At 69.5% G+C, this 20,166-nt stretch carries 17 protein-coding genes and 1 tRNA gene; 8 read left to right on the top strand and 10 right to left on the bottom strand.

Going from position 1 to position 20,166, the window contains the following annotated elements; all coding sequences use genetic code 11:
* The 3 genes from CyaNS01_RS09830 to CyaNS01_RS09820 form a co-directional block, all read right to left on the bottom strand.
* Positions 1-1,314, bottom strand: a complete 1,314-nt coding sequence (locus tag CyaNS01_RS09830; RefSeq protein WP_186696927.1) for a glucose-6-phosphate dehydrogenase assembly protein OpcA — start codon at positions 1,312-1,314, stop codon at positions 1-3.
* A gap of 69 nt (positions 1,315-1,383) precedes the next feature.
* The gene (gene zwf, locus CyaNS01_RS09825) at positions 1,384-2,907 is read right to left on the bottom strand and encodes a glucose-6-phosphate dehydrogenase (protein WP_186696926.1); all 1,524 of its coding nucleotides are present in this window, start codon (positions 2,905-2,907) and stop codon (positions 1,384-1,386) included.
* Positions 2,908-3,028: 121 nt separating this feature from the next.
* Complete coding sequence (locus CyaNS01_RS09820; RefSeq protein WP_186696925.1) at positions 3,029-4,204, bottom strand: FAD-binding oxidoreductase; 1,176 nt, start codon at positions 4,202-4,204, stop codon at positions 3,029-3,031.
* A 174-nt stretch (positions 4,205-4,378) separates the two neighbouring features.
* On the opposite strand from CyaNS01_RS09820, the gene CyaNS01_RS09815 reads away from it, so the two are divergent.
* Positions 4,379-4,939 carry an SRPBCC family protein gene (locus CyaNS01_RS09815; protein ID WP_186696924.1) on the top strand — a complete coding sequence of 187 codons (561 nt, stop codon included), beginning with the start codon at positions 4,379-4,381 and terminating at the stop codon, positions 4,937-4,939.
* Positions 4,940-5,188: 249 nt separating this feature from the next.
* On the opposite strand, the gene CyaNS01_RS09810 is transcribed toward CyaNS01_RS09815, so the two are convergent.
* Positions 5,189-5,261 (bottom strand) — tRNA-Glu (locus CyaNS01_RS09810).
* A gap of 61 nt (positions 5,262-5,322) precedes the next feature.
* Positions 5,323-6,432: a histidine kinase gene (locus CyaNS01_RS09805; RefSeq protein WP_225875940.1), complete on the bottom strand. Its 1,110-nt coding sequence runs from the start codon at positions 6,430-6,432 to the stop codon at positions 5,323-5,325.
* Positions 6,433-6,667: 235 nt separating this feature from the next.
* Between CyaNS01_RS09805 and CyaNS01_RS09800 the strand changes: the two genes are divergently transcribed.
* The 3 genes from CyaNS01_RS09800 to pepN all read left to right on the top strand — a co-directional run bounded on the left by CyaNS01_RS09800 (position 6,668) and on the right by pepN (position 10,468).
* Positions 6,668-7,210 (top strand): hypothetical protein, encoded by a 543-nt coding sequence (locus tag CyaNS01_RS09800; RefSeq protein ID WP_186696923.1) that lies wholly within the window; start codon positions 6,668-6,670, stop codon positions 7,208-7,210.
* 65 nt (positions 7,211-7,275) lie between these two features.
* Positions 7,276-7,734, top strand: coding sequence for a cAMP phosphodiesterase (locus CyaNS01_RS09795; protein ID WP_225875621.1), 459 nt, complete (start codon positions 7,276-7,278; stop codon positions 7,732-7,734).
* Between the two features lie 37 nt (positions 7,735-7,771).
* The gene (pepN, locus tag CyaNS01_RS09790) at positions 7,772-10,468 is read left to right on the top strand and encodes an aminopeptidase N (protein WP_186696922.1); all 2,697 of its coding nucleotides are present in this window, start codon (positions 7,772-7,774) and stop codon (positions 10,466-10,468) included.
* A 35-nt stretch (positions 10,469-10,503) separates the two neighbouring features.
* Here the strand turns inward: pepN and CyaNS01_RS09785 are convergent, their stop codons facing one another.
* Positions 10,504-11,658: a glycoside hydrolase family 10 protein gene (locus CyaNS01_RS09785; RefSeq protein ID WP_370561827.1), complete on the bottom strand. Its 1,155-nt coding sequence runs from the start codon at positions 11,656-11,658 to the stop codon at positions 10,504-10,506.
* A gap of 74 nt (positions 11,659-11,732) precedes the next feature.
* Positions 11,733-12,740 (bottom strand): ribose-phosphate pyrophosphokinase, encoded by a 1,008-nt coding sequence (locus tag CyaNS01_RS09780; RefSeq protein ID WP_186696920.1) that lies wholly within the window; start codon positions 12,738-12,740, stop codon positions 11,733-11,735.
* Positions 12,741-12,809: 69 nt separating this feature from the next.
* Between CyaNS01_RS09780 and CyaNS01_RS09775 the strand changes: the two genes are divergently transcribed.
* Positions 12,810-13,502, top strand: coding sequence for a hypothetical protein (locus CyaNS01_RS09775; RefSeq protein ID WP_186696919.1), 693 nt, complete (start codon positions 12,810-12,812; stop codon positions 13,500-13,502).
* A gap of 4 nt (positions 13,503-13,506) precedes the next feature.
* Here the strand turns inward: CyaNS01_RS09775 and CyaNS01_RS09770 are convergent, their stop codons facing one another.
* Positions 13,507-14,583 (bottom strand): LCP family protein, encoded by a 1,077-nt coding sequence (locus tag CyaNS01_RS09770; protein WP_186696918.1) that lies wholly within the window; start codon positions 14,581-14,583, stop codon positions 13,507-13,509.
* Between the two features lie 110 nt (positions 14,584-14,693).
* On the opposite strand from CyaNS01_RS09770, the gene CyaNS01_RS09765 reads away from it, so the two are divergent.
* Together CyaNS01_RS09765 and malQ are read left to right on the top strand one after the other, a co-directional pair.
* Positions 14,694-15,881 (top strand): Coenzyme F420 hydrogenase/dehydrogenase, beta subunit C-terminal domain, encoded by a 1,188-nt coding sequence (locus CyaNS01_RS09765; protein ID WP_186700613.1) that lies wholly within the window; start codon positions 14,694-14,696, stop codon positions 15,879-15,881.
* Positions 15,878-17,413 carry a 4-alpha-glucanotransferase gene (malQ, locus tag CyaNS01_RS09760; RefSeq protein ID WP_186696917.1) on the top strand — a complete coding sequence of 512 codons (1,536 nt, stop codon included), beginning with the start codon at positions 15,878-15,880 and terminating at the stop codon, positions 17,411-17,413. The genes CyaNS01_RS09765 and malQ overlap by 4 nt, the downstream gene beginning before the upstream one ends.
* Here the strand turns inward: malQ and CyaNS01_RS09755 are convergent.
* Together CyaNS01_RS09755 and CyaNS01_RS09750 are read right to left on the bottom strand one after the other, a co-directional pair.
* Positions 17,401-18,225: a helix-turn-helix transcriptional regulator gene (locus tag CyaNS01_RS09755; protein ID WP_225875620.1), complete on the bottom strand. Its 825-nt coding sequence runs from the start codon at positions 18,223-18,225 to the stop codon at positions 17,401-17,403. The genes malQ and CyaNS01_RS09755 overlap by 13 nt on opposite strands.
* Before the next feature lie 131 nt (positions 18,226-18,356).
* Complete coding sequence (locus CyaNS01_RS09750) at positions 18,357-19,085, bottom strand: pseudouridine synthase (RefSeq protein ID WP_186696915.1); 729 nt, start codon at positions 19,083-19,085, stop codon at positions 18,357-18,359.
* A 72-nt stretch (positions 19,086-19,157) separates the two neighbouring features.
* On the opposite strand from CyaNS01_RS09750, the gene CyaNS01_RS09745 reads away from it, so the two are divergent.
* Positions 19,158-20,162 carry an RpoD/SigA family RNA polymerase sigma factor gene (locus CyaNS01_RS09745; RefSeq protein ID WP_186696914.1) on the top strand — a complete coding sequence of 335 codons (1,005 nt, stop codon included), beginning with the start codon at positions 19,158-19,160 and terminating at the stop codon, positions 20,160-20,162.
* Positions 20,163-20,166: the final 4 nt, after the last annotated feature.

Genomic DNA, 20,166 nt, shown 5'->3' with positions numbered 1-20,166 from the left:
TCAGGCGGGCAGCAGCCGGGCGGCGATCGGCGCCGCTGCCGCCAGCAGCGGGTTGGTGGTGTCGTGGCCGCCCGAGAGCAGCCGGGCCAGCTCTTCTTCCTCGCTCTCGTTGGGGAGCGGCACCACGTCTTCCTCGAGTTCCATCGAGGCCATGCCTCCGGCCTCCAGGCGCATGCAGCCCCCGGATTCGGAGCAGAGGATCACGCACAGGGGCGGCCGCCCCTCCGGTGCACAGATCAGGCGCAGGCCCACCAGGGCGCCGGGATGGATCTTGGGGCTGCCCACCGGCACAGGCATCAGCCGGAACTGCACCGGCGAGCCATCCCTGCGGCGGAACTCGGCGCCGATCCCCTCTTCATGGGCGCCGCTGCCGCAGCCGTCCACGGGCACGGCGTAGGACTCCACCAGCTCCCAGCCGAGCCGGTCGGCCAGCCAGGCCGCCAGCAGCAACCCCTTCAGCGGGTGGTCGCCCTCCACATCGATGTCCAGCTGCACCACGTGGTCGAGGGCATTGCGGCGTGAGGGCGGATCGAACACCATCGCCAGGGATTCACGCCAGGTGCGCAGCCGCAGCCAGTTGAGGTCGTTCACCGCCTGGCCGGCGGCGATCCGCTGCACCAGCAGGTCGATGCAGCGCCGGGGCCGGCCCAGGGAGCTGTCCACCACCAGGCGCCTGGTGGGCGGTGCCAGGGCCTCCAGCAGTTCGGGGGCCTCGTCGAGACTGCTGTTCCACCACACCCAGCAGGGCAGGTCGTCGGCGATCAGGGGCAGCACCAGATCCAGCTGCTGCTTGAGCACCTCGCGGCCGCCGCGCAGCACCACCACATCGCCGCAGGCCGAGCCGCCGCCGCCCTCCTCCGGCAGGGGGCAGTAGGCGGCCACGAGGGTTTCCAGCGGCCTCGACTCCTCCAGGGTGGGAGCCAGGGTGATCAGGCGCCGCGGCATGTGGGCGCTGATCGCCCCGTCCACGAACTGGCCGCGCTGGTCTTCGGCGCTGGCGCTGCCGGCCTGCTGGCCCAGGCGCCAGGCCAGGCGCTGGTCCATCACGGCGGTGCTGAAGGGCAGGTCCAGATCGGGCACGGCGGCCTTGGCCGCCTCGATCAGGTTGGGGTCCAGCAGGCCGGTGAGCGGTCCAGGGATGCGGCCGGTGCGGATCAGGTGCTGCTGCAGCCAGGAGGGCTCGTACACCACCAGGCTGAAGGTGGGCGCTCCGCTGGCATGCTGCAGCCCCTCTCCCCAGAGGTGCTCCAGGTAGCTGGCCACATCGGCGGGCGGCAGGGCGGTGGGGACCTGAAGCGTGAGCTGGGGGGACATCAGCAGGTGGCGGTGGAGGCTGAAACGGGAGCTGTCACAGGCGAGGCGCAGCTGAGCGGGGGGTGGGGCTCAGGGGCGGCGCCACACCAGGTCGTCCTCGGCCAGCAGGTTGTCGGCGGCGGCCGGACCCCAGGTGCGGGCCTCGTAGGGCTGCACCGGCAGTTGCCAGGGCGCATCCTCGATCAATTTGATCAGCGGGGTGTAGAGCCTCCAGGCGGCTTCCACTTCGTCGCTGCGGGTGAACAGGGTGGGCTCCCCCAGCATGGCGTCGGCGAGCAGGCGCACGTAGCCCTCATCACTCGGCTCGCCGAAGGACTCGTCGTAGCTGAAGGCCATGTCCACCGGGCGGCTGCGCATGCCGGAGCCCGGAGACTTCACCTCGAACTTGATCTCGGCGCCCTCGTCGGGCTGGATCCTCAGGATCAGCTGGTTGGGGGTGGGGGCGCCGCCGGCGGCATCGAACAGGTGCACCGGAGCCTTGCGGAAGGTGAGCACCACTTCGGAGAGCCGTTTGGGCAGGCGCTTGCCCGTGCGCAGGTAGAAGGGCACCCCCTGCCAGCGCCAGTTGTTGATGAACAGCTTCATGGCCACGTAGGTCTCGGTGGTGCTGTTCGGATCCACACCCTGCTCCTCGCGGTAGCCCTGAATCGGACTGCTGCGGCTGCCACCGGCGCTGTACTGGCCGCGCACGCAGCACTTCCATGGCTCATCCTCATGGGCCAGGTGGGCGGCCTGCAGCACCTTGGCCTTCTCGTTGCGGATCGCCTCGGCGTCGAAGCGGCCGGGTGGCTCCATGGTGGTGAGCGCCAGCATCTGGGTGAGGTGGTTCTGCACCATGTCCCGCAGGGCGCCTGAGGTCTCGTAGTAGCCGGCCCGCTCTTCCACCCCCACGGTTTCAGCGGCCGTGATCTGCACGTTGGCGATGTAGTTGCGGTTCCAGATCGGCTCGAAGATGGTGTTGGCAAAGCGCAGCACCAGGATGTTCTGAACGGTCTCCTTGCCCAGGTAGTGGTCGATCCGGAAGATCTGTTTCTCCTTGGCGCAGCTCAACACCACCCGGTTCAGCTCCTGGGCGCTGGGGTAGTCGGTGCCGAAGGGCTTCTCGATCACCACGCGGCTGCGCTCGCTGTCGCTGAGCAGGCCGGCGGCGGCCAGGGCGCGGGTGCCGCTGCCGTAGAAGGCGGGCGATACGGAGAGATAGAAGGTGCGGTTGCCCCGGGTGGCCCGCATCCGGTCGATCGCTTCGAGCCGCTCCCCCATGGTCACGATCGTGGCGGGGTTGGAGAGGTCGGCCGACTCATAGAACAGGCCGGCGGCGAAGTTCTCCCAGGCGACGGGGTCCTCGGCGATCACGTCGCTGAGGGAGCTGGCCATGCGCGAGCGAAACTCCTCGTCGCTCCAGGGGCGGCGGGCGCAGCCGAGCACGGCGAACTCACTGGGCAGGCGCCGCTGGCGGTGCAGCTCGAACAGGGCCGGGATCAGCTTGCGGTGGGTGAGGTCACCGCTGGCCCCGAAGATCACAATGATCTGGGGCGCGATGACCCGCTCCTGGCGCAGGCCGACCCGCAGCGGATTGGTGAGAACGGCGGCCATGGAGCACCCAGTGATCCCTCTGGTTTAACGGCGCCAGCGGCAAAGCCCAGCCCAGCGGAGCCTTTGTGATCCGCTCTGTGAGCGAACAAGAAAAAAGCCCGCCTGCTGGCGGGCAGCTGGGTCAGTAGGTTTCCACGTGCCAGCGGTCGGCCTTCTTGAGCTGGGGCCTCAGCTCGCTCCAGTCGATGCCCTTGGCGGCGGCAGCGGTGGTCATGGCCTCGTCGATGCCCGGCTCCATGCCGCGCAGACCGCACATGTACACGTGGGTCTTGGGATCTTCGATCATGGTGAAGATCTCATCGGCATGCTCCAGCACCCGGTCCTGGATGTACATGCGGCCATCCCTGCTGTTCTTCTGCTCGCGGCTGATCGCCTTGGTGTAGCGGAAGTTGTCGGGGAACTGGCTCAGGTAGTGCTCGAAGTCGGCGTCGTAGAGCAGGTTGGGGGTGGTGGGCACGCCCATGAACAGCCAGGCCTTGCCGCGGAAATGCCAGCCGTTCTTCTCCCGCTCAGCCGGCTCGAACATGCGGCGCAGGTAGGCCCGCATCGGCGCGATGCCGGTGCCGGTGGCCAGCATGATCACGTTGGCCTCCTCATCCTCAGGCAGGAGCATCTCCTTGCCCACCGGACCGGTGATCTTCACCTTGGCCCCGGGGTCGATGTCACACAGGAAGGAGGAGCAGACGCCGTTGATGGTGGCGCCGTCCAGCTCGTACTGGAGCTGGCGCACGCACAGCGACACGGTGTGGGCCTCCATGTTGTCGCCGTGGCGGGTGCTGGCGATCGAGTACAGGCGGAGCTTGTGGGGCTTGCCCTTGGCATCGGTGCCGTCGGGGATGATGCCGATGCTCTGGCCCTCCACGTAATGGAGCTGGGGATCGCCGCCCGCCAGGTCGAAGGTGATGTGGTTCACCCGGCCGATGGCTCCTTCGGCCAGCAGGCTGTAGTTCTCGGTGACGGTGCCGACGAACGGATCCTTGGGCTTGTAGAGGTTGACCGGGACGGCGGCGTGGGACACGGCAGCTGGTTTCGAGGGGTTGGGGGCTGGGGCAGGGGCCGCTGCGGCGGCAGGAGCCGAGGCGGCGTCGCCAGGGGCGGCAGACAGCCCATCCGCCATCTCCACCGCCTTGATCCGTCCGCCCTGGCGGGCGATGGTCTGGAAGATGGTCTGGAGCTGGGCGAAGGGCACGGTGAAACGACGCTCGGCCTGGCGCTGGCGGCCGATGCCGAACGCCTCGACCACCACGCTCACCATGCGGCTGTCGGACTGGGAGGCACTGCCCGTTGAAACACGCATGATGGCTGGGCCCTGGCAAAAATCCGGCTGATCATAGGAAACACACCGGATCGTCGATCTCAGGAGATTGCGTTTAGGTTTGTGATGCAGCACACACCGACTCCATTGGCGCAGCGCCTGGCATCGCCTCTCGCCGCAACTCCCGTGGCTGCCGGACCCGAGGTGAGTGGTTCGATGTCTTCAGCCACCGGGTCCCCTGCCACCAGTTCCGCCGACACGGGCAGCTGTCGCCTCGACACCATCCAGCAGGAGATGGAGTATCTGGCCAACGGCACCCGCCGCCTGGCTGTGCAGCTGCGGTTGCCGCTCCATGCCGACTGCCTCTGGGCCGTGCTCACGGACTATCCCAACCTCAGCAGCTTCATCCCGAACCTGGCCAGCTCCCGCCAGCTCTGGCGCCGCGGTAACCGGGTCTGCCTGGAGCAGGTGGGCACCCAGCAGTTCTGTGGCCTGCGCTTCAGTGCCAAGGTGGAACTGGAGCTGGTGGAACACCGTGAAGCCGGCGAGCTGCGCTTTGCGATGCGCCAGGGCGACTTCCGGCGCTTCGAGGGGGTCTGGCGGATCGGCCAGGAACCCGGGCGCAGCATCCCGGAAAGCAGCCTGCTCTACGAGCTGATCGTGCAGGGCCGGCCCGGCATGCCGCTGGGTTTGATCGAGCAGCGCCTGCGCAAGGACCTGGCCAGCAACCTGCGTGGCGTCCAGCTGGAGGCGATGCGCCGGGCCGCCATCAACTGAGTGTTCTGATCAGAGCCGGGAGTAACGCATCAGCGGGAGTCACCCCTGGGGTGATCAACCGGCCCCGAGATCCATCCGGTGTCTCCCGATCGGGTTGGAATCGATGCAGCCATACCTGAGCTGGACAGACTTGAAGCAGCCCAAAGCCAAACCAAGGGCTGTAGTTCTATGGGATGGGTTGAACCATCCTGGCTCAAACTCCGATCCCCAAGCCCACAACCTTCCACGCTGCCCGGCAGCATGAATGAATACCCCCAAGGGGATTCGAACCCCTGTCGCCTCCGTGAAAGGGAGGTGTCCTAGGCCTCTAGACGATGGGGGCGAGGCCACAGCAGAAACAACGGCAGAACTGATTTCTGAACCGCAGTGCTGATGGAAGGAAGCTACGGGCCAGGGTGACCCTTCGTCAAGGCAGGTTGGTCCTGCCCGCTCCAGACCGGCACGGTCACGTGGAAGCAGGCCCCCTCCCCCGGCTCCGACACCACCCAGATGCGGCCGCCGTGGACCTCGGCGATGCGGCGGCACACCGACAGGCCGACGCCATAGCCGGAGGTGGTGTCGGCGGTCTGCGGCAACCGCACCCGGTCGAGAAAGATCTGCTTCTGCTGGGCGGCGGGTATCCCCGGGCCGCTGTCTCCCACGCTCACCTCCAGCCACTGCTCGGTGCGGTGCAGCAGGGTGAGCCTCACCTCCCCGCCCGAGGGGGTGAACTTGAAGGCGTTTTCCAGCAGGTTGAGCAGAACCTGGTGCAGCCGCCGCTCGTCGCCGTAGACGTCCGGCAGGTCGGCCGGGATGTCGGTGATCAGCCGCAGCGCCTTGCCCACCCAGAGCTTCTCGAGTTCGAGGATGGCCTCGGCGGCCAGCTTGCCGAGGCTCAGGCGCTTGGGGTTGAACAGGGCCTCCCAGCGGGTGGTGCCCACCTCCAGCAGATCCTTGGAGAGGGCCTCGATGTCATCGAGACGGCGGCGCACCACCTCCTGGTAGCGGCGCTCATCGATCTGGCCGAGCTGGTGGCTCTGCAGGGCCAGCTTGGCGGCGGTGAGGGGGGTGCGGAGTTCATGGGCGACCATCCGCAGCAGCCGTTCCTGGATGCCCAGGCGCTCGATCAGGGTTTCGTTCTCCTGGCGCATCACCAGCAGCTGGTCCTCCAGTTGCAGCTCCCGCCGCGAGCGGCTGGCCTCGAGATCGAGGCTGCCGCGGTTGATGCCGAGGTCGTTGACCACGGCCAGCTGCTGCCAGCGCGGCAGCCAGCTCTGCAGCCGCGGGCTGATCGGACTGCCGGCAAACACCTGGCGGGGCGCGGGGGAGAGCTTCACCAGGGCCGGGGTGGCGAGCAGCCGGTGCAGCTCCAGCAGTTGCGGCTGCCGGCGCGGATCAGCGATCTCCAGCTTCACCTCGAAGCCCAGATCGTCGCGTTTGAGCACCTGCAGCAGGGCCCGCAGATCGGCACTGGCCAGCTGCTGGCCGGTGGCCACAAGCAGCAGGTTCAGCACCTGGGGGCCGACCTGGGCCGCGCTCGCGCCTGTGGTCGTGCCCGCGCCCGTGGCCGTGCTCGTGGAGTCCTCGTTCACAGCTCCCACGTTATGGCGTCTGGGCGGGGGCGGCTCAGCGTGGCTAGGACAAGGACAGGGCCCGCCGCGTGTTGGCACCTCCTGGGTTCAAGGTCCGTGCCCAGGACGCCACAGCCATTCCCCTTGCTGGAGAGCCTCCTCCGGAGCCACCGAACCCATGCCGAGCACCCCGCCGCCCCGCATCCAGCTGGACAGCAACCTGAAGCGTTGGTTTGCCCGCAATCTCGGACTCTGGAAGTCGCGCCGGGTGTATTTCTTCGCGGATGGCGAAACCCTGCTGGTGGAGATGATGCTGCGGGTGCAGGCCTTTGATTCGCCTCTGGATGGGGATGCGGCCTACCGCTTCACCTGGTGGCCGGAGAAGGAGTTCGATTTCTTTGAGCGCAAGCCCCAGTACCCCCGCACCGGCAGCATGGAGGCCGTGCTCTGTGGCCACCAGCTGCAGCGCAGCAGTGGCTACCTGCAGGAGAGTGCGGCGGAGCAGAGTTCAGCCGCCAGCCAGATCCGCCAGGTGGATGAGCACGAGCTGATCTTCACGTCGCACTATGGCGATTGGACCATCCTCGAGCACATTCGCCTCGTGGACCAGGACCGCTACCGCTCACGCTCCATCTACTCCTGGCGTCATGGGGCCCTGGAGATCGCTGAAAACCACCATGAGCTGCACCTGGAGCCGGCCGGGGAGCTGCTGCAGAGCTGAGACGCCGCCGAAGATCTGAGGACCCTGGCCGCAGCGGTGATGCAGCATGGGTTGATTCTCAGTGCGTGCTGCTTGTGGGTTGCCGATCGGGCCGCGCCGGGCTGCTGGCCCTGCCGCTGCTGGCGCTGCTGGCCTCGCCCCGTCCGCTTCAGGCCGCTGCGGCCACCGAGGCCGATATGCTGCTCTACACCCGCATCGCGGCGCTCAACGTCTGCGTGGCACTGGTGGCAGAGGTGCCCTTCGACAAGGCCGTGGTGATTGCCGGCGAGACGATCGCCCGGGTGATCCGGGGTGAGCACGACAGTGCCATTGAGCAGCTGGGCGGTCAGCCCCTCAGCCTTGATGAGCTGCGCCGGGGCTCGATCAACTCGGCTGTGCTGGGGGCTGCTGAGGTCTGTCCCGACCAGTTGCCCGAGTCGGTGCGCCGTGATGTGGAGGCGGCCGTGCAGCGGGTCACCGGATCGGAGGCGATTCCGCCGCCGCCCCAGCCGGCGACCCTCCCTCCCGGCGACGCCGCCAACTGATCCCCAGCTCCTCCCTGTCCCCCCGTCTCCCGGTTTCATGGCCACGGTGCACCGTTGCGACTACCGCCCCGCCCCCTGCCAGCTGGACCGCACCGACCTGACGGTGCGGCTGTTCGACGACCACACCGAGGTGGAGGCCCGCCTGGCGCTGCGGCCCAACCCCGCCGCAGAGCCGGGGCCGCTGGAGCTGCGCGGCCTGGACCTGGAGCTGCTGGAGCTCCAGCTCGACGCCGAACCGCTGGAGGCGTCGGCCTATGGGCTTCTGGACGACGGCCTGGTGCTGCGGCAACCGCCCCAGCGCCCCTTCGTGCTGCGCAGCCTGGTGCGGATCCATCCCGAGCACAACACCACCCTGGAGGGGCTCTATGTGAGCAGTGGCCTGTTCACAACGCAGTGCGAGGCCGAGGGGTTCCGCCGCATCACTTATCACCCCGACCGCCCCGATCTGCTCAGCCGCTTCCAGGTGCGGATCGAGGCCGATCGGCTGGCCTGCCCGGTGCTGCTCTCCAATGGCAACTGCGTGGAGAGCGGCGCGCTGGCGGGCGAGCCCGGGCGCCATTACGCCATCTGGGACGACCCCTTCCCCAAGCCCTCCTACCTGTTTGCCCTGGTGGCGGGCCAGCTGGAGGAGGTGCGCGAGTGCTTCACCACCGCCAGTGGCCGCACGGTGCAACTGCGGCTGCATGTGGAGGCGGGCGACAGCCCCTTCACGGCCCATGCCATGGCCTCCCTGAAGCGGGCGATGGCCTGGGATGAGCAGCGCTATGGGCTCGAGTACGACCTCGATGAGTTCAACATCGTGGCGGTGCGTCACTTCAACATGGGCGCCATGGAGAACAAGAGCCTCAACATCTTCAACTCCAAGTTGGTGCTGGCGGATCAGGAAACGGCCACGGATGGCGAGCTTGAGCGAATCGAAAGTGTGGTGGCCCATGAATATTTCCATAACTGGACGGGCAATCGCATCACCTGCCGCGACTGGTTCCAGCTCTCCTTGAAGGAGGGCCTCACGGTGTTCCGGGACCAGAGCTTCAGCGCTGATCTGCACGGCGCGGCCCTCAATCGCATCGAAAACGTGTCGATGCTGCGCAACACCCAGTTTCGAGAAGATGCCGGCCCCACGGCCCATCCGGTGCAGCCCGATGCCTACCAGGCCATCGATAACTTCTACACCACCACCATCTATGAGAAGGGCGCGGAGGTGATCCGGGCGCTCCACACCCTGCTGGGTGAGGAGACGTTCCTGCAGGGAATGGCGCTCTACGTGAGCCGCCACGACGGCTCCGCCGCCACCTGTGACGACTTCGTGCAGGCCATGCAGGATGCCGCCGAAGCCGCCTGGGCCGCGGGTACCCCGGAGGCGGCCCGTTTCGATGTGGATCAGTTCAGGCGTTGGTATCACCAGGCCGGCACGCCGGTGCTGCAGATCCACCGCCACTGGGACGGCGAGCGGGGCGAGCTGGAACTGGTGATCCGGCAGCACACTCCCCCCACCCCTGGCCAGCCCGACAAGCAGCCCCTGGTGATTCCCCTGGCCCTGGGCCTGATCGATCAGGCCGGGGAGCCCCTGACCGTGCGGCTGCAAGGGGAAGACGAGGCCACGGCGGCTGCGGCCCAGCGGCCCCTCAGCTGGGGGCAGGGCACCCGCCTGCTGGTGGTGGAGGCCGAGGAGCAGCGGCTGCGTCTGGTGGGCCTGCCCCGCCAGGCCCACCCCCCTGCCCTGTCGCTGCTGCGTCAGTTCTCGGCGCCGCTGAAGCTGGAGATCGGCCGCCCCAGCAGCGAGCTCGTGCACCTGCTGGCCCACGACAGTGAGGCCTTCGCCCGCTGGGATGCCGGCCAGGGGCTGCTGCGCCAGGCCGTGCTCGCCCGGGCCGCTGGCCAGCCGGATGGGGGTCTGGAGGATGCCCTGATCACGGCCTTTGCCCGCATCCTGCACGACCCGCGGCTTTCGGAGGCCAGCCGCGCCATGCTGCTGGCCCTGCCGGGGCTGGCGGAGCTCGAGGATGGCCCCGGCGAGCCGGACTCCCCGGCCCTGTTTGCGGCCCTGGAGGCCCTGAGGGCCCTGTTCGGGGCGGCCCTGGCGGCGCCCCTGCAGGCAGCCCTGGAGCGTTGCACACCGCAGTGGAGTCTGGACTGGCCGGACGGCAGCGGTGCCCGGATGCTCACCGGCACTATCTGGAGCTGGCGTGCTGCGGCCGGGGATGCGGCGGTGATCGCCGCGGCCCGGGCGGCCGTGGATGGCCCCTCGATGACCCTGGCGCGGGCCGGCCTGCGGGCCCTGCAGGCCCGGGAGATTCCCGAGCGGCAGGAGGCGGTCGATGCCTTCTACCAGCGCTGGCAGTCCAGGCCCGTGATCCTGGATGCCTGGTTTGCCCTGGAGGCCTCGGCCCCCTTCGCCGATGGTCTGGAGCGGGTGCAACGGCTGCTGCAGCACCCTCGCTTCGATCCGGCGGCCCCCAACTCCGTGCGGGCGGTGCTCGGTGGCCTGGCCGGCAACCCGCCCGTGTTCCATGCTGCCGATGGCAGCGGCTACCGCTTCATGGCCAGCCAGATCGCGGCCCTCGACCGCCGCAACCCGATCACCGCCTCGCGCCTGGCCAAGGTGTTCAGCCGCTGGCAGAGCTATGGCCCCGGCCGTGGCGGCCAGATGCGCCAGGCCCTCGAGAGCCTGGCGGCGTCAGAGCTGTCCACCAACAGCCGCGAGGTGGTGGAGCAGTGCCTGGGAGCGGCCTGAGCTGGCTGAGCCGCTTCTGGCTCCTGCCGCACTGATCAGCGGCCGCTGCGGTTCACCTCCTCGTGCAGCTTGCGGAAAGCCGCCTTGCGGGAGGCGCCGCCCTCCGGGCCGGCGTGGACGCCCCACAGCCCCTCCCAATAGAAGTAGATCACCCCGTGGCCCCTGGCGGTGGCCAGTTTCACCTTCTCCCGCAGGGTGGTCATGTTGGGGGTGCGGCCGCCGAAGCCCGCCAGGATGCCGATCTCCACAGGCATGCCCCACTCCTTGGCCTTCACCAGGGCCGGTTGGTCGAGATCCTTGGCGAAGCCCCGCACCGAGTAGGCGTAGTTCTGCACGATCAGGTCGTCCACCAGCTCGCCCACCGACCAAAGCTCCCAGTCCTGCAGCCAGCGGTTGTAGGCGAAGCGGAACGGACCGGGCGAGAGGCTGATCACCCGCTCAGGCGGTTGACCCAGCCGGCCGCGGCCCGAGCTGGCATCCAGCTCATTCAGTTGCTGCCGCAGCTCCCGCAGCAGGCTGGTGAGCTGCTGGCGGCGCCACTTCATCCAGAAGCGGTCGGTGTGGTTGGCGGGCGGCTCCACCCCCTTCTCGGCCCGGTAGAGCTGGCGGGTGTAGGGGTCGTAGCCGAGCTCCACCGGCCAGGCGAAGTGGTCGTCGAGCTGGATGCCATCCACGTCACAGCGCTGCACGATCTCGGTGATCAGGCCGAGAAAGCGCTGGCGCACTCCCGGGTGGGCCGGGTTCAGCCACACCATGGTGGTGCCGTGCATCTCCACGCCCGTGCTGCCGTCGCGGCGCTGCAGCACCCATTCCGGCCGCTCCCGCACGATGGCCGCGCTGGCCGGCTCCATCAGGCCGTACTCGAACCAGGGGATCACCTCCATGCCGCGCCGCCGGGCGCTGCGGGTGAGCCGGCAGATCGGATCGAGGTTGGGGTTGGCCTTGGCCAGGGCCGGTTCCATCGGCGCGTGGCGCGAGCGGTGGAACGTGGTGCCCCTGCTCCAGACGTTCGGGTAGAGGGTGGTGAAGCCACTCCTGGCCAGATCGTCCACGGCCCGATCGATGCGTGCGCCGTCGTAGTAGAGGGTGCTGGGGCTGTTGGTGAGCCACACGCCGATACGGCGAGGCTGGGGCGTGGCGCTGCGGGCCGCCGCTCCGATCGGCAGGCCCACCACCGCGGCGAGCAGCACGTTGAGGCTCACCGGCAGCAGGGCCTTGAGCCGGCTGCCTCGCTTCAGGGGCGGCGGGGCCACGGCAGGAGTGGTCAGCGGAACATCGAGCTCACGGAGCTTTCTTCGTGGATGCGCCAAATCGCCTCGCCCAGCATGTTGGCTACCGATAGCACCCGGAGCTGGGGGAAGTGGCGCTCCTCGGCCAGGGGGATGCTGTTGGTCACCACCACCTCCTCAAACAGGCCAGGCTCGGAGAGCCGCTCCACGGCGGGGGGGGAGAAGACGGCGTGAGTGGCGCAGCAGAACACCCGGGCAGCCCCGTTGCGGCGCAGCAGCCGGGCGCCCTGGGCGATCGTGCCGCCGGTGTCGATCATGTCGTCGATCAGCACGGCGGTCTTGCCGGCCACATCGCCGATCACGGTGAGACTCTCCGCCACGTTGTGGGCGGCGCGGCGCTTGTCGATGATCGCCAGGGGGGCGTCGTCCATCTGCTTGGCGAAGGCCCGGGCCCGAGCCACGCCGCCCACGTCCGGCGACACCACCACCATCTCGTCGAGATGGCGGGTGCGCAGGTAGTCCACCAGCACCGGCGAGCCGTAGATGTGGTCGCAGGGGATGTCGAAGTAGCCCTGGATCTGGGAGGAGTGCAGATCCATGGCCAGCACCCGGTCCACGCCGCTCTTGGTGAGCAGGTTGGCCACCAGCTTGGCGGTGATCGATTCGCGGCCGGCGGTCTTGCGGTCGGCGCGGGCGTAGCCGTAGTAGGGGATCACGGCGGTGACCTGCCGGGCCGAGGCCCGTTTGCAGGCATCCACCATGATCAGCAGCTCCATCAGGTGGTCGTTCACCGGGGCGCAGGTGGGCTGCACCAGGAACACGTCGCAGCCGCGGATCGACTCCTGGATCTGGATGTAGGTCTCGCCGTCGGCGAAGCGCTTGATCACCCGCGGACCGTCCGGCACGCCGAGATAGGCGCCGATCTCCCGGGCCAGGTCGTGGTTGGAGGTGCCACTGAACAGGCGCAGCCGCCTGGTGTCGTGGGCGGCTTCGGTGGCGGTGCGCTCCTGTGCCAGCCGATCAGCGGTGAGAAAACTGGTCACGGCGGGCGCAGACGCGTCGGCTCAAGTCTGATGGTAGAAGCGAGCCGGTCCGCACAACTGCAAACAACCATGACGCTTTCCGAGCCGCTCCACTCCGGGGAGCGGGGTTCAGCTCTGGGCTTGCCGCCCCTGCCGCCCCGACTGGTGCTGGTGGCGGCCGGCCCGCCCGAGTCGGTGGGCGCCCTGCTGCAGCAGGCGGCTCCAGCCCTGGCGAGGGTGCTGGGGGCTGGTCTGGGCACGGGTTTGGGGGCGAGTCTGGGCACGAGCCCCGCACCGGGCCTGGTTGAGGGGCCCGGCTGTGGGGAGCCCGCCGGGGAACTGGCCGCCCTGCTGGCCGGCGAGCCCCCGTTCGATCAGTCGCTAATGGATCCGTCGCCAATGAACCAGTCGGCATCTGATCGGTCGGCGCCAGGGCCCGTGCTGGTGCCGCTGCTGCTCGATCCGGGGTTCAGCCTGGAGAACGGCAGTTGCTGGGCCGAGGCCCTGGGAGCCTGGCGCCAGCCCACCGTGGCGGTGCTGGGCGCCGAGCAGCTTCGCAGTGGGCTGCCGGCGGCCATGACCGCCCTGCTGCGCCAGGCAGCGGTGCCCCTGGCCGGCCTGGTGCAGTGGGGCCTGCCCTGGGAGCCGGAGCGCCGTCGCCGGGAGGCCTTGCCCTGGCTCGGGGCCCTGGACAGCACCGCTGCCGCCGCCGCTGCCGATTCCCATGACCTGGGGCGCCATCTGGCCCTGGCCCTTCGCCTGGCCTGCACCAAGCTGGGCTAGGCGTTCAGGAGCCGGCGGCGGTCGCCGCCGGTGGGGGCCAGAGGTCACTGGGCGCCGACTTGGCGACCTGCCGCAGTTCTGATCCGCCGGCCGCTGCCTTGTTGCCGTCCTTGGCCGCATCCTTGGGGGGAGGGGCCAGGGGCACGGTGGCAAAGCTCACGCTCTGGCCCGGCTTCAGGGTGGCGGCCATCAGGCTGAGCACCTCGGCGGGGGTGAGGTTGCTCTCCACCTGAGCCCTGAGGCTCTGGACCAGGGCCGGAATGTCCTGGCTGCGGCCGGGGGTGTTGAGCTCCCTGAGCAGGCTGCGCATCACCGCTTCCTGGTTGGCGCTGCGGCTCTCGATCGGCCGGCTGGGGTCGCGGTAGCGCACCAGCTGCTCCACCTGGGCGCCCTTGAGCCGCTGGACGCCGCTCTGCAGGTCGATCTTGAGTCCCTGGCGCTTGTCCTCATAGACCATGGTGCTGCCGGGATTCACCTCCAGGGCGCCGAGGCCATCCACGAGGCTGCGCAGGGCGCCGCGGCTCAGCACCAGATAGCGATCCGGTTCGGTGCTGGCGAGCCCCACCAGGTTGCGGGCGGCGTCGGCCGTGAGCGCGACACCGCCCTGGCGGTAGAGGCTGCCGAGCGACTTGACCCCGCTGCTGCCGGGCAGCTGCACCGCCAGGGCGGTGGGCAGGTTGAGCACCTGCAGGGGGCCGCCGGGGTTGACGCGCAGCAGCAGCAGGGCGTCGGCATTGGCGGCTCCGGCGGGGGCGGCCTTGTTGTTGGGGTCCTGCAGTTGATCGGCGTCCACCCCGATCACCAGCACCGTGACGGCGCGGCTGGGCGGCTTGGCCAGATCGGCGAGCGCGTCAGGCGCCTCGGAGCCGCCGCTCGGGTCTGACTCGGGCCAGAACACCCCCAGCAGGGCGAGGCCAACCGCGGCGCCCACACCCACAAGGGCGAAGCGCAGCAGCACGACCGGTCGCAGCCAGGCGAAAAGCTTGATGCCTCCCAGGGGGGAGCTGCGCCGCTGGGCGGGGGATGCGGCCGGTTGGGACCTGGGGCTGGGGGGCATCGGGATCGCTGGGCGCCCGCTCATCACTGGTCGTCCACTCTGACTCACCCTCTGCAGGGCCCCACCCGATAGGTTGAGCACCAGCGAGAGGCCCTGCCTTGCCGGCCCGTTCCCCATCCCCGTCTGGCGGCTCCCTGGCTCCCCATGAACGGGCCCGTCCCCTGGCCAAGGGCAGTGTGTATCCCGCCAAGGAGCTCTGCAGCCAGTGCGGGCTCTGCGACAGCCGCTGGGTGGCCTATGTGCGGCAGAGCTGCGCCTTCCTCACCCAGCGCTTCGAGGCCATGGAGGCCGCCGCCCACGGGCGCAGCCGTGATCTCGACAACGAGGACGAGCTCTACTTCGGTGTGCATCAGCGGATGATGAGCGCCCGCCTGCGCCAGCCCCTGGAGGGGGCCCAGTGGACCGGCATCGTCAGCCGCATCGGCGTGCGCGCCCTGGAGACCGGGCTGGTGGATGCCGTGCTCTGCGTGGGCCAGAGCGAGACGGATCGCTTCACCCCTGTGCCGCGCCTGGCCCGCACGCCCGAGGAGGTGCTCAGCGCCCGGGTGAACAAGCCCACCCTCTCGCCCAACCTGGAGGTGCTCGAGCAGCTGCCCGGCAGTGGCATCCGCCGGCTGCTGGCCATCGGCGTGGGCTGCCAGATCCAGGCGCTGCGCGCCGTGCAGCCCACCCTTCCCCTCGATGAGCTCTATGTGCTGGGTCTGCCCTGCGTCGACAACGTGTCCCGCGAGGGCCTTCAGACCTTCCTGGAGAGCACCGTGAGCTCCCCCGACACGGTGGTGCACTACGAGTTCATGCAGGATTTCCGCATCCACTTCCGCCACAGCGACGGCCGCATCGAAACCGTGCCCTTCTTCGGTCTCGACACGCCGAAGCTCAAGGATGTGTTCGCCCCCAGCTGCCTGAGCTGCTTCGACTACACCAATGCCGGCGCCGACCTGGTGGTGGGCTACATGGGGGCCAGTTTCGGGCGGCAGTGGATCACCGTGCGCAACCCCCTGGGCCAGAGGTTGCTTGAGCTGGTGGAGCCGGAGCTCGAGGTGGCCCCCGTGACCAGCCGCGGCGATCGCCGCGCCGCCGTGCAGCAGGGCATCGAGGCCTACGACAAGGCCGTGAAGCTGCCGCGCTGGCTCGCCGATCTGATCGGGGGGTTCGTGCAGCGCTTCGGTCCGAAGGGCCTGGAGTATGGCCGCTTCTCGATCGATTCCCATTTCACCCGCAACGCGCTCTGGGTGCGACGCCATCATCCTGAGAAGGCCGAGGCCCACATCCCGGCCTTCGCCAAGAAGATCGTGAGTCGCTACCGGTTGCCCTCAGCGTGAGTCAGGTTCTCTCCGCCGCCCGGCGTCGCTGTGGTGTGTTGCTCCACCCCACGGCCCTGCCCGGGCCCGGCCCCTGCGGAAGCTTCGGCGCCGAGGCCCACCACTGGATCGAACTCCTGGCCGAACATCACATCGGTCTGTGGCAGCTGTTGCCTCTGGCCCCCACCGACGGCACGGGCTCGCCCTACAGCTCCCCCAGCGGCTCGGCCCTGAACCCCTGGCTGCTGGATGGGGACCAGCTGGTGCAGGAGGGCCTGCTCACGGAGGCCGATCGCCAGGCGCTGCCCGGCAACGCCAGCACCGAGCGCCTCGATCTGGAGGTGATGCCCCAGCGCTGCGCCGCCCTGGCCGCCGCCCTGGCGCGCCGCTGGCCCCAGCAGGACGAGGCCGCCCAGCAGGCGTTCGCGAGCTGGCGCCACAGCCAGCGCCACTGGCTGGAGGATCACTGCCGCTTCATCGTGCTGCGGCAACAGCAGGGCGGCCGCCCCTGGTGGGAGTGGCCCGAGCCGCTGGCCCGGCGTCAGCCCCAGGCCCTGCGCCAGCTGGATCGTGATGGTGCCGGCGCGCTCCTGGAGCAGGCGCTGCTGCAGTGGCAGCTGCAACGCCAGTGGCAGGCCCTGCGCCGGCGCGCCCACAGCTGCGACCTCGACCTGGTGGGCGACCTGCCCTTCTATGTGGCCCACGACAGCAGCGACGTCTGGTGTCGCCCCTGGCTGTTTTCCCTGGGGAGCGGGGGTGGCCTGGAGCAGCAGAGCGGCGTGCCGCCCGACTACTTCTCCGCCACGGGCCAGCTGTGGGGCACGCCGGTGTACCGCTGGCCCCGGCATCTGATCAGTGGTTTCAGCTGGTGGATGGCGCGGCTGGATCGTCAGTTCGAGCTCTTCGACCGCCTGCGCCTCGATCACTTCCGGGCCCTTCAGGCCTTCTGGAGCGTGCCCGGCGGCGATCCCACCGCCGAGAACGGGTGCTGGCGCTGGTCGCCGGGCAGCCTGCTGTTGCGGCTGCTGTGGTTGCGCTGCTGGATCAAGGGCCAGTTGCGCGATGGTCATCTGCCCCTGATCGCCGAAGACCTGGGCGTGATCACCCCGCCGGTGGAGGCCCTCAGGGATCGCTTCTCCCTGCCCGGCATGAAGATCCTGCAGTTCGCCTTCAACGGCGATGGCGACAATCCCTACCTGCCCGCCAACATCCAAGGCCCAGACTGGGTGGTGTACACCGGCACCCACGACAATCCCACCACCACCGGCTGGTGGCAGGACCTCGACCACGACTCGCGTCAGCGCGTGGAGCATGCCCTGGGCGCGGCGGTGACCGCCCCGGCCTGGCAACTGCTGGAAGCCGCCCTGGCCAGCCCGGCCGATCTGGCCGTGGCGCCCCTGCAGGACCTGCTCGAACTTGACGATCACGCCCGCTTCAACACCCCAGGCACCACCTCCGGCAACTGGACCTGGCGGCTGAACCAGCCGGTGGCCAGCCTCGCCGGACCGCTGAAGGGCCTGGGCGAGATGGCCCACCGCTATCAGCGCGCCTGAGGCTGGAACCGGCCCGGCTCGCCCGGGCTGGCGCGGAGCGATTGACCGAGCCACTGCACAGCTCCAGGCGAGGTGGGCGCTGGCGTGATCCGCAGGGTCCAGGGGGCGCTGAGGCTGAATTCGAGCCGGCCGCTGGCGGCCTTCAGCTCAGTGCTGCCGCCGCCCGCGGTCTCGAGGTTGAGGCTGGCCGGCGCGGCCAGGGTCACCACCAGGGCCCCCCGTGGGCTGATGGCCTGTTGCGGTGGGGCGGCTGCTGGGCTCTGGCGCCGCCAGAGGGCCAGGGCCTGCCCCGCCCCGGCCTGTTGCAGCGGCCGCAGGCTGGGAACAATGGCGAGCAGGGCCTGCTCACTGCCCTGCTCACTGCCCTGCTTGCCGCCCTGCTCCTGCATCGGCAGCGGCGGAATGGGGCTCACGGCCAGGAGCCCCTCCTGGGCGAGTTGGCGTTGCTGCAGGTTGAGGCCATACACGAGCCCGAGGGTGAGCACGCCGTAGAGCAGGGTGCCCTGCCAGGTGGTGAAGACATCGATCGAGCCAGGCGTGAAGCGCTGCAGCAGCCCGCGTGGCTGCTCCTGCGGCGGCAGCCGGTCGGCCGAGGTCGGCAGCACCCCCTCCAGGCTGCCTGGCTGCAGCTCGAGATGCCGCTCGATCAGGGGCAGCATCGTGCGCAGGTAGGCGGCCTCGGGCAGGCGATCGCGCCAGCCGCGCTCCAGGGCCTCCAGCACCGGTGTGCTGATGCGGGTGTCCAGAGCCAGCTGGCGCAGGCTGAGCTGGCGTTCCTCGCGCCGCTGCCGCAGGGCACGCCCTGCCGCCACCAGCGGATCCTCCCTGGCCGGAGCACTGGCGGGGGACGCACGCCGACTCCGCCAGCGCCACAGCCACCGGAAGGGCATGGGCCGTGCCGCTGGAGGCGTGGTGGCAGGGGGCCGGGGCGCTGATGGCGGGCTCAGGACTCGGGGGCGACCAGGGCGTCCCATTCTCGGCGATCAAGGGCTCGCCAGCTTCCCTCCGGCAACGGGCCCAGCCGCAGCGCACCGATGCCGATGCGCTGCAGGTCCAGCACCGGGTGCCCCAGCAGCTGGGCGGTGCGCCGGATCTGGCGGTTGCGTCCCTCGCCCATCTCCAGTTCCAGGCCGGTGCTCCTGGCGCTGTGCTGCAGCACCCGCACGCCCACCGGCTGGCTGGCCTGGCCATCGAGCGGCACGCCCGCGGCCCAGCGCGCCAGGGTGGCCCCACTGGGTCGGCCCGCCACCTGCACCCGATAGAACTTGCGGTGGCCATGGCGCGGATGGCTGAGCCGCAGGGTGAGGGCGCCCTGGTTGGTGAGCAGCAGGGCACCCCGGCTGTCGGCATCGAGACGGCCGATCGGGTGCAGGCCCCGGCCCCGCCGCAGCTCTGGCGGCAGCAGCTCAAGCACGGTGGGGCGGCCGCGGGGGTCGCTGCAGCTGCACAGCACGCCCACCGGTTTGTTGAGCAGCAGCAGCAGCGGCTCGGCCGCGGGGGCGAGGGGTGCGCCATCCACCGCGATCCGATCGCTGGCGGGATCGGCGCTGTCACCGATCCGGGCGGTGGCTCCATTCACCTGGATCCGGCCGGCGCGCAGCAGGTCTTCGGCCCGGCGGCGGGAGCAGAGTCCAGCCGCCGCGATCAGTTTCTGCAAGCGCTCTCGGGCCATGGACCCATGCTGCAGGAGGCCGGGAAAAGGATGGTAGGTTTACGAAACAGAACTGTTTCGCAATTCTCCGTCATGCCTTCCCTGCCCGTGGCCGCTGCCGATGGGTCTGCTTTGCCTGGTGGCGCCGACCTGGTGCGCAGCTACCTGCGGGACATCGGCCGGGTGCCGTTGCTGAGCCATGAGCAGGAGATCACCCTGGGCCGCCAGGTGCAGGAGCTGATGGCTCTTGAGGAGATCGAACAGGAGCTGACGATGCGTGCCGGGGGTACGGCGCCGGAGCGGCCGGAGCTGGCGGCGGCGGCGGGCCTGAGCCTGCCGGTGCTGAAGAAGCGTCTGCAGGCGGGCCGCCGTGCCAAGGAGCGGATGGTGGCGGCGAACCTGCGGCTGGTGGTGAGCGTGGCGAAGAAATACACCAAGCGGAACATGGAGCTGCTGGACCTGATCCAGGAGGGCACGATCGGCCTGGTGCGGGGTGTGGAGAAGTTCGACCCGACGCGGGGCTACAAGTTCAGTACGTATGCGTACTGGTGGATCCGGCAGGGGATCACGCGGGCGATCGCGGAGAAGAGCCGCACGATCCGGCTGCCGATCCACATCACCGAAACGCTGAACAAGCTGAAGAAGGGTCAGCGGGAACTGAGCCAGGAGCTGGGCCGCACGCCCACGGTGAGCGAGCTGGCGGTGTTCGTGGAGCTGCCGGAGGAGGAGGTGAAGGACCTGCTGTGCCGGGCGCGGCAGCCGGTGAGCCTGGAGACGAAGGTGGGTGACGGCGAGGACACGGAACTGCTCGACCTGCTGGCCGGTGATGGGGAGCTGCCGGAGGAGCGGGTGGACGGAGAGTGCCTGAAGGGGGACCTGCGTGCACTGCTGGAGCAGCTGCCTGAACTGCAGGGCCGGGTGCTGAAGATGCGCTACGGCATCGACACCGAGGGCCAGGGCCTGGGCGAGCCGATGAGCCTGAGTTCGATCGCCAAGAACCTCGGCATGAGCCGCGACAAGACCCGCAACCTCGAGCGCAAGGCCCTGGAGGGGATCCGCTCCCAGTCGCGGCGCCTCGAGGGCTACCTGGTGGCCTGAGCGG

This window comes from Cyanobium sp. NS01 (assembly GCF_014280235.1).
Classification (GTDB): domain Bacteria; phylum Cyanobacteriota; class Cyanobacteriia; order PCC-6307; family Cyanobiaceae; genus NIES-981.
The sequence above is the reverse complement of the archived record's forward strand: the minus strand, read 5'-3'. Positions and strand labels throughout refer to the sequence as shown.